The following is a 13,510-nucleotide window of genomic DNA, read 5'->3' on the forward strand; positions in this document are numbered from 1 at the left end:
ATTACTCATGCATTTTTTAGGCAGAAACCTACGAGGCAAGGGTATCTCTTTTACTATCCCATCTCATCCTGCTGCGTGAGGTTAATAATTCTTTCGGCGATCGCAATGGGTGAGGAACTCGCCCCACCCAGTTGAGAAATCCCCGATAATTCATCACTTCAGTGCCCTAATCCTAGCTTTGTCGAGATTCCGAGCGTTTGCGAAACAAGCTGCTCATGCTCATTCCAGTAATCAGTAGTCCAACCAATCCCATTCCAGTCAAAACAGGGAAGAATTTTTCCAGTTTGAAAATTTCAAAGGTATGGATACTGAGTAACCATTTCCCCAGTTCTCTCTGATGAAACCACTCATCTGCAATGGTATATCCCATGCCAGTCAAGACCGTAGTCAATAGTGGCAGACAGAGGGCGAGGGCGATCCAGCGGTGATACTTCCGAAATATACGATTCATATAGGTTCCTAAATATGTCTGAAGGTAAGCCAGAGAATTCAGTGAATTCTTAAATCTACCCTTTGTGAGGATAGCGCAACAGTGTGAGGAAGTCGGGAGGAAAGGCGGAGATTTACGCGAGGGGCAGTTGGACTTGAAAGCAACTACCAACGCCTAATTCACTCGTAACGGTGACTTTGCCCTGATGCTGGCAGGCAATCGCTTGGGCGATCGCCAATCCCAAACCTAGCCCTGGTTGCTGACTAGAACGGGCTGCGTCTGCTCGCCAAAAGCGATCGAATACTTTCGGCAAATGCTGTGGGGCAATGCCCATACCCGTATCTTGAATGCTGACGGTAATGGTGCGATCGCTGCGTTGCATAGAAACCGTTACGCTCCCACCAATGGGCGTATATTTCAGAGCATTCTCGAATAAATTTCTAAACAATCGGGGTAATTGTGTGGCATCACCCTTGACGATCGCATCTGGTATCAAGTCAGACTTAAGGGCAATCTGCCGTTCTACTGCTTGGGATTCTAGTAACTCCAGTAGGTCTTCTAAAATTTCATCTAGGGCTATTCGCCGTTGCTCTTGTACGTTGCTTCGATCGGCATCCATTCGAGCCAACAACATCAGATCTTCCACCAAAAAGCGAATTTGATCGATTCCGATGGCGATGGTTTCGATGCGTTGTCGTTCCTCTGGGGAAAATCGCTCGACATCACTACGCAGAACATCCACCGATAGCTTGACCGCAGTCAGGGGATTGCGGAGTTCGTGGGAAGCGTCAGCAGTAAATTGTTTGAGTTGCTCAAAGCTCTGCCGAATCGGTCGAAGGGATTGCTGGGTCAGCCAAATACTTCCAGTTCCTGCCAACCCGAGGGCAAGGATTCCACCCACTCCAAACACCCACTGCAACTGATGCAACTGATCTTCTAAGGATTGCACCGACTCACTCACGCGGACATATCCTTGGATCTGCGATCGCCTGTTTTTGGGGTTGTAAACCGCAAGTGTGAGAGAACGAAGCGTCCCCGTCTGAACACTGTCTATTTCTGGTTGGAGTGGCGCTGATGTCAGAACCCAACCACTAGTAGCCAAGCGTTGGTAATTAGCATCAAACCACTCAATTCCCTGAGTTGTTTGTCGAAGGTTGTACCAAGAAACATCCAAGTCGCCATCGAGATCGATACGGCGCATGGGAAGTCGTACCCTTCCCGCGTCAATCAGAGGGACATCAATTCGTTTTTGCTGAATGTCAACCAAACTATGGGCGGCAGCATCTGCGAGTAACCTTAAGCGATCGTCCACCTGCTGATATAAATTCTTAACAAACAATCCATAGATTGTAGTTCCAGAAATGCCAAAGATCGCGGTCATCATTGCCAGATAAGAAAACCACAAACGCCAACGCAATCCCGAGTATTGGCGATCGCGAGTTGGAGTTGTGGGCTGACGTTGCTCGGTCACATGGCTACCTATGGACGGGATAAAGGAATGGATGAAATCAAATGGGTCGCAGTCGATATCCTAAACCGTAAACCGTTTCAATCAAATTGGGAGGAGCACCTGCCAGTTTCAGCTTTTTGCGCAACTCCTTAATGTGGAACTTCACGGCTTCCTCCTCAGGGATGTCATCTAATGCCCACAGGTGATCGATAAAGACACTGCGGCTGAGAACGCGATCGCCATTTCGCAGTAACAATTCTAGAATGGCATACTCTTTACGGGTCAACTCCAAGAGGGTATCGGCATAGGTGGCGACAAATTTACTGGGGTCTAGACAAAGGTGTTCCCAACTTAACAGTGAGGGCGTAGTGGTGTTGCCTCGACGGAGTAATGCCCGAATGCGGGCGGAGAGTTCTGGCAAATCAAAGGGTTTGACAACATAATCATCAGCTCCTGCATCAAGACCTAAAACCTTATCGGTGCTTGAATCTTTCGCTGTGAGCATTAAAACAGGCGTTGTGATGCTAGATGCTCTAATGCGCCGACACAAACTAATTCCATCCACCTGCGGCAACATCACATCCAGTAAAATCAAGTCGTAGGTCATGGCTTCAATTTGTTGCCACCCGCTTTCTCCATCTGCTACCCAATCAACGGTATGGTGTTGTTTTTCCAAGGCATCCGCTAGCGATCGCGCAACGGGTTCGTTATCTTCAACTATGAGAATCCGCATAGCCCTAAGTAGCATGTGAGTCTGGCTAAGATAATACCACTGGCAATTATGCGTAATGGGTGCTTGCACAATACTCGGAAGTACTCTTAGCGAGAAGGATCGAGGTAATTTGCAACGGGTCTATTCTGGCGATTAATGCTTTAATGCTTGTCTGGGTATGTACTAGCGCATTGTAAATTTTATGCCACTTCACCAAAGTTCAGGTCGTTGGCGGCTTGGATTGGGTTTATCGCTCCTCACTGTTTTCCTGTGGGGCTTTTTAGCCGTTGTTCTCAAAATTGTTTTACAAGTCTTAGATGCCTATACCGTTACTTGGTTTCGCTTTTTATTTGCGTTTCTGTGCTTGGGTATCTATCTCGCCACCAAGCAGGAATTACCCAAACTCAGACAACTAGGACTGCCTTTTTTAGGATTGCTGGCGATCGCCACCCTATGTCTTGCCACCAACTACATTCTGTTTTTACTGGGCTTAGAACAGACCTCGCCCAATAACGCTCAAATTTTGATCCAGTTAGCACCTGTGCTACTGGGCTTTGGCTCGCTGTGGTTGTTTAAAGAACGCTACAACCGACAGCAGTGGGTCGGAGTCACCGTTCTGATCTTGGGTATGGTGCTGTTTTCCCACGAGCAGATTCGCACATTGGTTACTACCCTAGATAGCTATTTGTGGGGAAATTTTCTCTTGGTAGTCGCCGCGATCGCTTGGGCAATATACGGGTTAGCCCAGAAACAACTTTTACAAAAATTGCCCTCGGCATCGGTAATGCTCTGCGTCTATGGTGGTTCCAGCCTTTTATTTGCGCCCTTAGCGTCCCCTGCGCGGCTATTGGCGATCGAGCCTCTATACATGGGCTTGCTCTTGTTTTGTGCGCTCAATACCCTGATTGCCTATGGTGCATTTGCCGCTGCCCTAGAACATTGGGATGCCTCGCGGGTGAGTGCGGTGTTGACGCTAACGCCTTTGGTAACTTTGGGTGCTTCTGAGGCGGTAACGCTATTTTTCCCTGCTTTACTAGCAACCCGCACCCTGACTATCACTGCCTTATGCGGTGCAATCCTCGTCGTGGCAGGCTCGCTCGCCATATCTTTAGGAGGCTCGTCCAGAAAAAAATAAAAAAGATTGTTGCTAATGCGCGTTTATGGGTTATTATTCTTAATGCCTGAATAACTACTCAAGCGTAATCCTCAGTAGCTCAGTGGTAGAGCGATCGACTGTTAATCGATTGGTCGCAAGTTCGAATCTTGCCTGGGGAGTTCTCACAAAATCTAACTAAAAATCTACTTATCTTTCTTTTCTTTAATAAAGATCGATAGGCGATTTGTTGGGCAAAAAAGTAATTGAAGAGATTCGACGCAATGGGTGAAATCTGAGAAATGGTGCGATCCCTATCCACGAATTCATCGCCACCTACGCACAGCCTGAGTTATTAATGGTGCGATCGGGCATGGTGGTATTGCATAGTTTTGCACCTTCAAGATTGGCTCCCGATAGGTTGGCTGCTTCTAGGGTTGCTCCATCGAGAAAGGCTCCAATCAGTTCAGATTTACTCAGGTTGGCATAACCGAGGTTGGCTTCACTGAGGTTGGCTCCTTCAAGGATGGCGTAATTTAGATTGGCTCCTGCAAGGTTGGCTCCTGTGAGATCGGCTCCTGTGAGAATGGCTCCTATCAATTCAGCCTGACTGAGAATGGCTTGACTGAGGTTAGCTTGCCCGAGATTGGCTCCACTGAGGTCTGCTCCACTGAGGATGGCTCCATAGAGATCTGCCCCACTGAGGATAGCGTAACTAAGGTTGGCTCCTGTGAGATCTACGCCTTCGAGGATAGCGCCTTCGAGGATGACGCCAAACAGGTTGGCTTCAAAGAAGTTGGCTTTACTGAGGTTCGCGCCATCAAGGATAGCGCCTTCAAGGTCAGTTCCTGTGAGATTGGCGCCAAACAGGTTGGCTTTACTGAGATTGGCGCCAAATAGGTCGGCACCTGTGAGATCGGCGCCAAATAGGTTGGCTCCTTCTAGATCCGCCCCCGTGAGGTTGGCTCCAGTTAGGTTAGCTTTACTCAGGTCAAACCCAGCCAGCCTGGCAGTAAAGAGATAAGCACCTGCGAGACTAGCATTACTTGCACTCAGTCTCTCTCCTTGTTTTCCATCAGTTGCTAACCATTGGTGATGCCTTTCTAGCTTTTCTCGGATATCCATAATAAATGTTAAGTGCCACACTCATGCCCTAGGACTATCTTTATCATGCCCTCGCAAGATCTGTGCAGTATTTTTTGCATTAAGAAATTAAAATCAATTTAATCCCAGTTCCGTATAAATTTTCTGGCTATAAAATACACATTGGTTATGTATTGGTTATTTATTTGGTTATCTGCTTGGTTATTTAGATTTCAACTTCGATCGCCTGTTTAACACAGCCGTCATTAAAGATTTGATCTCCTTGATACCCTCAGAAGGTTTAAATTGCCAAGGGTAGGGCATTTTTCCTTTGAGAACCATGCGAAATCCTACAGGAATGAGGCTGGCGATGCCTTTAAGATTCTTGAAATTATTTCCGACCACCTTAATCCCAAACTTACTTTCATCAATCCAGCCATCTTGTTTGACGAGTTCGACCATTGTATGGCGGTGGAGTTGTGGAGTTGATTCGGGCAGATTCGCGTCGGCGAGAATGGCTTGCTTAACCTGCGAGATGCGGTCTAAGGGCTGGACTTCCACAGGACAGACCTCATTACAGTTGTAGCAACGGGTGCAGTCCCAGACAAAGTTTGATTGATTGTATTGGGCGATGCGTTCGGTGGTGCGATCGTCGCGGTTATCTGCCATGACTCGATAGGCTTTTGCGAGGGCATGGGGGCCGACAAAGCGATCGTTGACAGCAGCAGCATTGCATTCAGAGTAACAAGAGCCACATAAAATGCAGTTGGCTGCGGCTTGAAGTTTGTCGCGCTCGGCAGGAGTTTGCAGAAACTCGGTTTTGCTAATTTGCCGCGAAGCCGTAGATACAAAGGGATCGACTTTGCTTAAGTTTTGCCAAAATTTGGTCATATCAACGACCAGATCTTTAATCACAGGCAGATTTTGCATCGGCTCGACTAAGAGTTCGGGTACAAACTCTGGTTCGCGATTCCTTGCAGGATGCGTTCCGCCGACTGACGTTTGCTCTAAAAGTTCCTCACCAAAAAACTCACTCACTAATTTCTGGCAAGCCAACCCCGATCGCCCATTAATGCGCAGTCCACAGGAACCACAGATGACATTGCGACAGTTGCGGCGAAACACCAGAGAGCCATCCTGCTCCCATTGAATCTTATGTAAAATATCTAAAACTGTATTGCTGTGCGGATCGGCCTGCACCTCGTACGTTTGATAGGTGGGCACACTAGTACGAGATGCCTGGCGACGAACCTTAACAGAGATTTTCATAACTTTTAGCTTTGCATCCTTATCTGCATCCTCGATCAAATGTACCCAGTCTTAAAACGAATTAAACAAAAGCAAGACAATACTTAAGGATTCAGTTTTTAGTGCTAATTGGGGGCGATTCCTTGCAGGATACGTCCCGCCACAGGGTAATCTAAAAGAGTGAATGGAATTGAAAGAAACGTAATGAAGTCTTATTTGGCGGGTGCTGTACAGATGACGAGTGTTCCCGATCTAGATAAAAATCTAGCTCAGGCAGAGGATTTGATTCAAATTGCTGTAAATCGAGGCGCAGAGCTAGTTTGTTTGCCTGAAAATTTTTCTTTTTTGGGAAATGAAGAGCAAAAATCAAAATTAGCACCAGAGATTGCAATTCAAAGTGAAAAGTTTTTGATTACGATGGCGCAGCGTTATCAAATTACTTTATTGGGGGGCGGTTTCCCAGTCCCAGTTACAGCAAAAGCTGAGGAGTCTTCAGCACAACCTCAAAAAATGTATAACACGGCATTGCTGGTCAGTCCCGAAGGTTTGGAGCTATCCCGCTATCGCAAGATGCACCTGTTTGATGTCAACCTCCCTGATGGCAATACCTACAGAGAATCAGAGGCAGTATTAGCAGGTTCTGACCTGCCCATAGTCTATCAATCTCCAAGTTTAGGTAACTTGGGGCTATCGGTCTGCTACGACGTGCGCTTCCCTGAGCTATATCGATATCTTGCTGCAAATGGTGCAGATGTTTTATTTGTGCCTGCGGCGTTTACAGCCTTTACGGGCAAGGATCATTGGCAGGTGCTTTTACAAGCAAGAGCGATCGAAAATACCTGTTATGTGATTGCTCCTGCTCAAGTGGGTAAACATAATCCTCGCCGTCAGTCCCACGGGCACGCTATGATTATCGATCCTTGGGGGGTGGTGTTGGCTGATGCTGGCGATCAAATTGGGGTCGCGGTGGCAGAGATTCAACCCTCTCGTCTCGAACAAGTCCGACGACAAATGCCTTCCCTAAAGCATCGGGTTTTGTAATCAAATATAGCAATCCTATTTGATTTGTGTGTAGGGGCGATTCATGAATTGTCCATACGATTCTATGCAAAAGAAAGAATCTCTCATGCATCATTTTGGATCGCTATATCAGATCGGGATAAGAGAATCTGAAACGGTATAGATCTGACAAGGCTTGTTTTAATCTGACAAACACCTCTGTCCAGTTTCCCTGTTGCTTTTGTCGAAAGAGTCTTGCAGTGGGATACCAAGGGGAGTCTTCTCGCTCTGTGAGCCATCGCCAGTCGGGACTTAGGGGTAGTAGTATCCATACAGGCTTACCCATAGCTCCCGCTAAATGAGCTGTGGCTGTATCCACAGAAATAATTAAATCCAGCTTAGAGACAAAAACAGCAGTATCGGCAAAGTCATGGATGAAAGGCGTTAAGTCATGAAGATTGGGCTCATTTTTATAAGCTGCGATGTCTTTGGCATGGTGACCCACTTGCAAGCTATATAAATGAATCTTAGGAACGGCTTTTGGCAATTGCAACAGGCTGATAAACAATGACAGGGGACAAGATTTACGGAGATACATTCCCAGTTGTTGGAGGCGATCGCCAAAATAACCGCTCGCCCACACAATTCCGATGTTTAAATCTGTTTCAGGGAAATCAGGATAGTCGGCATGATTTAATTTCTGTTCAGCTTCCCATTTATCTAGCTCAGCAACATTTCTAACCAAATAGGGAATTCGATCGGGAATCGTGTCAACCTTGGTCTTAAAAATGCGTGGCAAACTCATTAAAGGAATATGCAGGTCAAACTCTGGTACTGGAGCATCTCCCGCTAGAATTTGGACGTTTTCATCTAAAGTACCGATTAAACGCATCAAAGGGATGGGGCATTGAAATATAACTTTTGCGCCTTTTTGGAGCACAAAAGGTAAATAGCGCGCAAACTGAATGACATCTCCATAGGCTTGTTCTGCCCATACTAAAATTGTTTGGCTGGTTAGATCGGAACCGTCCCACCAAGGCTGCTGAAACGATCTAGACACGATGCCTTGGGTCAGCCAACGGCTTTCATAGGCAACTAGACCATTTTCGTAATCGCCCGCCAGTAAGGAAAGTAAGGCAGATTTGAGGCGAAGTTCTGGGTTGGGAGATAACTCTAGGGCTTTAGCATAATACTGCTGTGCATCTTGAAAATGTGCATGAGCTTGAAGTACTGTTGCATAATTGTCGTAGGCTGCGGCTAGACTGGGATCGAGCTTAATAGCGGTTTCGCAGTAGTCAATCACGCCGTCAAATCGTTCTAGAGAAATTAAAACGGTACTGTAATTAATTAAGACTGTCGCAGAATTAGGCTCTGTCTGAAAAGCAATTTGATATTGTTCTAAACCAGCTTCGATCTTGCCTTGTTCGAATAAATAGTTCCCAAACATCATATAGGGGAGTGCGATCGCAGGGCTGACCTCAATTGCCCTCTGATAGCAACCTGTTGCTGCTTCTGGTTCGCCTGATTTGTGAAAAATTCTGCCTAATTGAAAATAATTATCTAAATTCTCAGAATTTAACGCGATCGCGACTTCATAACATTCGATCGCAGTTTGCCAGTCCTCGGCAAGGGCAAACAGACCACCTAGACAGATATAGATAGCTTCCGAATCGGGTTGGTATTCTAGAACCTGTTGATAGCAAGAAATCGCCTCTTGAATTTGGTGATGTTGTGCAAATAAAGTGCCTAAATTCCACCAAGTATCTATATGGTCTGGGCTTATGGTTACGACTTCCTGCCAAATTGCGATCGCTTGCTCGGGTTGTTGCTTGTCTACATAAGCTAAACCGAGGTTATACAAAGCTTCAATATAATTTGGGTCGAGGGTAACAGCTTTCTGAAAGCACGCGATCGCCTTGTCCAATAAACCCAATTGCACAAAATGCAGCCCATCTAAGTTTAGAGACTGAGGAGAATCAGCAGCAGGCATCATAGTATTAGACTTCTTAAGAAAATGTGCAGCGTGGATGGGGATCAGAGCAAAGGATATACCGTTTGAATAGCATGATTTAAGCCACACGTACATTAACAGACAAAAATAATCGTGACTATTGCTTCATCGTCCGCTCCTACCTCTACTTCATCTCAGCTTGTAGATCGGGGAGTCTACATTACCGTACACGGACATTTTTATCAGCCACCCCGTGAAAATCCTTATCTGAATGCGATCGAGCGGCAAGATAGTGCGGCTCCCTTTCACAACTGGAATCAACGCATTCACCACGAATGCTATCGCCCCAACGCCTTTGCGCGGGTGATGACGGGAGATGGCAAACTGCTCAAAATCGTGAATAACTTTGAGTACCTCAGTTTTAATATTGGTGCCACGCTTCTATCTTGGATGGAGCAGCACGATCCAGTCGTGTATCAGCGCATTTTAGATGCCGATAAGCGCAGTGCCGAACGCTTAAATGGGCATGGCAATGCGATCGCACAGGTTTACAACCACATCATTATGCCCTTGGCGAACTGGCGCGACAAACTCACCCAAATTCGTTGGGGCAAGGCTGACTTTAAATCTCGATTTGGGCGCGACTCTGAAGGCATGTGGTTGGCAGAAACTGCTGTCGATCGCGAAACCCTAGAAGCTTTGGTGCAAGAGGGCATTAAGTTTATTATTCTGGCGCCATCGCAAGCGCTGCGCTGTCGTCCTATTCCCAGCACTACCTCTGAGGCGGATTTAGAGACCAAAGAGCAAGGCGAAAACCCTTGGAATGAAGTCAGCGGTAGTCAAATCGATCCCAACCGTCCCTATCGCTGCTATCTGGATCCAAGCGATCGCACCAAAAACTATATCGATATCTTTTTCTACGATGGGCCAATTTCCCGAGATATGGGGTTTGGCGATTTGCTCAACAGTTCCTATAATTTTGCGGCGCGTCTGGGTCAAGCTGTGCGTGGCGATCGCCGCGCTTCGCAACTGATCTCGGTGGCAACAGATGGCGAAACCTTTGGACATCACAAACAATTCACCGAAATGTCGCTTGCCTATGGGTTTGAGTCAGAATTTCCCAACCGAGGCTGGATGGTGACCAATTATGCCCATTATCTCAGTTTGTATCCGCCCACATGGGAAGTGGTGCTTAAGCCTGTGACCGCTTGGAGCTGCGCCCATGGTGTCGATCGCTGGCAGAATGACTGCGGTTGCGGGACTGAGATTGGTTACGGGGCTTGGCGTCAGCCTTTACGCCAGAGTTTAAATTGGCTGCGCGATCGCCTTGGCGATATTTACGCAGATGTAGGGAGCAAATATTTTACTGACCCTTGGGCAGCGAGAGATGCCTATATCTGTGTTTTGCGCGATTCTCTAAGACATGGCATCGTCAACAGCGAAGAGAAGTTAGAGGCATTTTTTCAAAATTTCGGTAAGGCTCGTCACAAGTCTCCCCAATATCGGGTCGATGCGCTGCGGCTATTAGAGATGCAACGCCATGCCCTGTTGATGTTTACCAGTTGTGGCTGGTTTTTTGAAGAATTATCCCGTCCTGAAGGGGTGCAAATTCTGCGCTATGCCGCGAGAGCGATCGAGTTGGCGGCAGATGTAACGGGGATCTTACTAGAACCAGAATTTATTCAGCGTTTAGAAAAGTGCCCGAGCAATATTCCCCTTTTCGGCAATGGGGCTGAGGTGTACCGCCAGCATGTCCTGACTTCCAAGATCAGCCTGCAACAGGTTGCGGCTCACTATGCCATCAGTTCCCTATTTACCACCTACCTGCGATCGCAGCAGCTTTACTGCTACACGATCGAGCAGCACGACTATCAACTGCAACGCATGGGTTCCAATACCCTCGCGATCGGGCAGATTCAGATTACCTCTGGCATTACCCAAGAGTCGGTTGAGTATGTATTTGCGGTGTTGCATTTGGGCGGCGATGATTTCCACTGCTGCATCGATCGATTTACGGGCAGACGCGAATACGAGCAGATCAAGTCGCAATTATTTAAGGCATTGCAACTAGCCAGTGCTGCCGCTTTAATTTTGGCAATGGCAGATGTCTTTGGCAGCGAATACTTTAGCCTCCATCATCTGTTTGCTGAGGAACGCCATCGCATTTTGCACCTGTTGGCAGGGGAGACTCTGATGCGCCTCGATCAGCTTTACGCCCAAGTTTATCGAGATAATTACGGTATTCTCGCGTCTTTTCGTCGCGATGGGTTAAACGTGCCGCCAGAGCTGCAAGTTGCGGCGGATATTACCCTCAACAACCGCTTAATGCAGGAATTAAAACGGCTAGAAAGCGGCGAATCCTTGCCGATCGCTGAGTTAGATGCCGTGGCGATCGAGGCTGACCATCTCGGCTGTAACCTAAATCGTGTGGAAGCGGCAAAAATCCTCCAGCGATCGATCGTGCAGCAAATTTGGCAACTGATTCATCACGATCGAACCTCCGATCCGTCGATTTTCGATAGCCTCAGCCAAATCGAGCAAGCCTTAGACCTTGCCTTTCGCTTGCATTTATCCCTCGATCTCAATCAGGCGCAGGAGTTACTGCTCGACTATCTGCAGCAAGCGATCGCGCCTAGCTGCCGTCTGGCTTTAAGCGTACTATCGCAGCAGAAACCTGGCAATCAACCAAGTAACTTGCCGATCGCCCTCTGTGAAACGATTTCTAATCTAGAATTGCAGCAATTGATGAATTTGAGTGAAAAAATGGCGATCGCCGTATCTGCTTGGCTGTTACCTCATCCTTAAACAGAAAGTTTGGCGTGAATGTAGTACATAATGATGGCAGTGAAATTACACCTAAAATTTTCGCGATCGTTCGCTACCAAAGATTATGACTATCGCCACTGAAAAGGAGCCTTTACGGGTATTAATTGTTGAAGACGATCCCCTAATTCAACTTGGGTTAGAGCAGTCCCTATCGAGTTATCCCCATGTCAGCGTTGTCGGTATCGCCGAAGATGGCTACATGGGCGTCAAGATGGCAAAAGAGCTAAAGCCCAATATTGTGGTGATGGATATTGGCTTGCCTCGCTTGGATGGGATTGCGGCGACACAACAAATCAAAGCTGCCCTGCCAGAGATTCGCATTGTGATGCTGAGTTCCCATACCGCAGAAACTGAAATTATTGCTGCGCTTTCCAGTGGAGCCGATGCCTATTGTGTCAAGGGTACAAACTCAGAGCGATTAATGGCTGCTTTTACCGCAGCGAGAGACGGTGCGACTTACCTAGATCCGCAAATCGCCCGCAAAGTTCTAGAACATCTCAAACCACCTGTGCCTAAGAGTAACTTTGCACCTCTATCAGAACGGGAACTCGATGTACTGAAACTCATGGTAGAAGGACTGAGCAATCCAGAAATCGCGGCAAATTTATATCTCAGCCCAAATACGGTCAAAACCCACGTTCGTGGCATTATGAACAAGCTAGCCGTGGACGATCGCGTGCAAGCAGCGGTAACAGCTCTGCGTACGGGGCTGGTATAAACTAAAAACCTATTCTGTTCTCGCAACAATCGAATTGCCAATATCGAACCTTTGTCTACTCTGACCGATTTGGAGCGGCTCGATCTATCTCAACAAAGGCGATCTCTAATAAAACTTGACCAGTCCAATCAAAATATGTCTGCCACTTTGTGCCCTATTCCCAAATAGGAAGCTTTAAAAAAGGGAAAATACTCCAGAAGAAAGGATAAAGTCAAAATGGGCTTTCAGAACTTCATGAAGATTTCAAAATTCTAGAAGCACGCGATTGGAGATGATTGTAGTTAGCGGCGCATCCGCAACGATCCGCGCTTTCAAGCCTTGATACAATAAGAGAAAAACCTCATGACTCAACTACTCGAACAAGCCTTTACCGCTGCCACTAAACTGTCTCAAGAGAAGCAGGATGCATTAGCAAAACTAATTCTGCAAGAAATTGCGCGACAAGACCAAGAAACATCTAAAAAGCTTCCTCAAAAAAGTCCACTCCAAATATTTACAGAACTTGGTTTAGTTGGTTGTTTTGAAGGAGACTCGTCTCTTTCTGCTAACTATAAATCCATAGTTCAATCCTACATTCTCAAAAAGCATGATAATCGTTGATACAGGAGCATTTGTTGCACTTTTTAATCGCCGAGATTCTACCCATTTAGTAGCACAAAAAGCTTTTGAAACAATCCAAGAACCAATGATTACTACGTTTCCTGTAGTTACCGAAACTTGTTACTTCTTAGCTGCAACAGTTAGCCATACCGCTCAATCCAATTTCCTTAAAAGCTTTGTCATGGATGCATTTCAAATATTTGACCTCGAACCAAACCACATCGATCGCATGATAGTCCTCATGGAAAAATATGCAGATTTACCAATGGATATGGCAGATGCATCTCTAGTGCAGCGTCACAACTTAATTTTAGGGTAAATAGAAGTGAGTTTACAGCGTGCATCATCGATCTTCATCTGCCAATCCACACCCCGTTGTCTCTGGTTGACATCCATAGAC

The 13,510-nt window shown here is 46.6% G+C and carries 12 protein-coding genes, 1 tRNA gene and 1 pseudogene; 8 read left to right on the top strand and 6 right to left on the bottom strand.

Features of this window, described 5'->3' with window-relative positions; genetic code table 11:
• Positions 1–172: 172 nt before the first annotated feature.
• The 3 genes from ACP2WE_RS15125 to ACP2WE_RS15135 all read right to left on the bottom strand — a co-directional run bounded on the left by ACP2WE_RS15125 (position 173) and on the right by ACP2WE_RS15135 (position 2,613).
• A complete protein-coding gene (locus tag ACP2WE_RS15125; protein ID WP_425216373.1) occupies positions 173–451 on the bottom strand; it encodes a peptidase in 279 nt (92 codons plus the stop codon).
• A 112-nt stretch (positions 452–563) separates the two neighbouring features.
• Positions 564–1,901 carry a sensor histidine kinase gene (locus ACP2WE_RS15130; protein ID WP_425216374.1) on the bottom strand — a complete coding sequence of 446 codons (1,338 nt, stop codon included), beginning with the start codon at positions 1,899–1,901 and terminating at the stop codon, positions 564–566.
• Positions 1,902–1,938: 37 nt separating this feature from the next.
• On the bottom strand, positions 1,939–2,613 hold the full coding sequence (locus ACP2WE_RS15135; protein ID WP_425216375.1) for a response regulator transcription factor: 675 nt from the start codon (positions 2,611–2,613) through the stop codon (positions 1,939–1,941).
• Positions 2,614–2,794: 181 nt separating this feature from the next.
• Here ACP2WE_RS15135 and ACP2WE_RS15140 point away from each other — a divergent pair, with 181 nt between their 5' ends.
• The gene (locus ACP2WE_RS15140; protein WP_425216376.1) at positions 2,795–3,727 is read left to right on the top strand and encodes a DMT family transporter; all 933 of its coding nucleotides are present in this window, start codon (positions 2,795–2,797) and stop codon (positions 3,725–3,727) included.
• A 68-nt stretch (positions 3,728–3,795) separates the two neighbouring features.
• Positions 3,796–3,867: transfer RNA gene (locus tag ACP2WE_RS15145), tRNA-Asn, on the top strand.
• Between the two features lie 154 nt (positions 3,868–4,021).
• Here the strand turns inward: ACP2WE_RS15145 and ACP2WE_RS15150 are convergent.
• Both ACP2WE_RS15150 and ACP2WE_RS15155 read right to left on the bottom strand, forming a co-directional pair.
• Positions 4,022–4,810, bottom strand: a complete 789-nt coding sequence (locus ACP2WE_RS15150) for a pentapeptide repeat-containing protein (protein ID WP_425216377.1) — start codon at positions 4,808–4,810, stop codon at positions 4,022–4,024.
• A 180-nt stretch (positions 4,811–4,990) separates the two neighbouring features.
• A complete protein-coding gene (locus ACP2WE_RS15155; protein ID WP_425216378.1) occupies positions 4,991–6,037 on the bottom strand; it encodes a succinate dehydrogenase/fumarate reductase iron-sulfur subunit in 1,047 nt (348 codons plus the stop codon).
• Between the two features lie 183 nt (positions 6,038–6,220).
• Between ACP2WE_RS15155 and ACP2WE_RS15160 the strand changes: the two genes are divergently transcribed.
• The gene (locus ACP2WE_RS15160; protein WP_425216379.1) at positions 6,221–7,057 is read left to right on the top strand and encodes a carbon-nitrogen hydrolase family protein; all 837 of its coding nucleotides are present in this window, start codon (positions 6,221–6,223) and stop codon (positions 7,055–7,057) included.
• Positions 7,058–7,160: 103 nt separating this feature from the next.
• Here ACP2WE_RS15160 and ACP2WE_RS15165 read toward each other — a convergent pair whose 3' ends face one another.
• Positions 7,161–9,008 carry a tetratricopeptide repeat protein gene (locus ACP2WE_RS15165; RefSeq protein WP_425216380.1) on the bottom strand — a complete coding sequence of 616 codons (1,848 nt, stop codon included), beginning with the start codon at positions 9,006–9,008 and terminating at the stop codon, positions 7,161–7,163.
• 111 nt (positions 9,009–9,119) lie between these two features.
• Here ACP2WE_RS15165 and ACP2WE_RS15170 point away from each other — a divergent pair, with 111 nt between their 5' ends.
• From ACP2WE_RS15170 to ACP2WE_RS15190, 5 genes and pseudogenes are all read left to right on the top strand, one after another.
• Positions 9,120–11,771 carry a DUF3536 domain-containing protein gene (locus tag ACP2WE_RS15170; protein ID WP_425216381.1) on the top strand — a complete coding sequence of 884 codons (2,652 nt, stop codon included), beginning with the start codon at positions 9,120–9,122 and terminating at the stop codon, positions 11,769–11,771.
• Positions 11,772–11,856: 85 nt separating this feature from the next.
• Positions 11,857–12,510: a response regulator gene (locus tag ACP2WE_RS15175; protein WP_425216382.1), complete on the top strand. Its 654-nt coding sequence runs from the start codon at positions 11,857–11,859 to the stop codon at positions 12,508–12,510.
• Between the two features lie 15 nt (positions 12,511–12,525).
• Positions 12,526–12,678: pseudogene (locus tag ACP2WE_RS15180) on the top strand (hypothetical protein); the annotation flags it as partial.
• Between the two features lie 174 nt (positions 12,679–12,852).
• The gene (locus ACP2WE_RS15185; RefSeq protein ID WP_425216383.1) at positions 12,853–13,110 is read left to right on the top strand and encodes a hypothetical protein; all 258 of its coding nucleotides are present in this window, start codon (positions 12,853–12,855) and stop codon (positions 13,108–13,110) included.
• Complete coding sequence (locus tag ACP2WE_RS15190; RefSeq protein ID WP_425216384.1) at positions 13,097–13,429, top strand: type II toxin-antitoxin system VapC family toxin; 333 nt, start codon at positions 13,097–13,099, stop codon at positions 13,427–13,429. The genes ACP2WE_RS15185 and ACP2WE_RS15190 overlap by 14 nt, the downstream gene beginning before the upstream one ends.
• Positions 13,430–13,510 lie beyond the last annotated feature (81 nt).

This window comes from Tumidithrix helvetica PCC 7403, from assembly GCF_965232925.1.
Lineage (GTDB): Bacteria > Cyanobacteriota > Cyanobacteriia > Pseudanabaenales > Pseudanabaenaceae > Tumidithrix > Tumidithrix helvetica.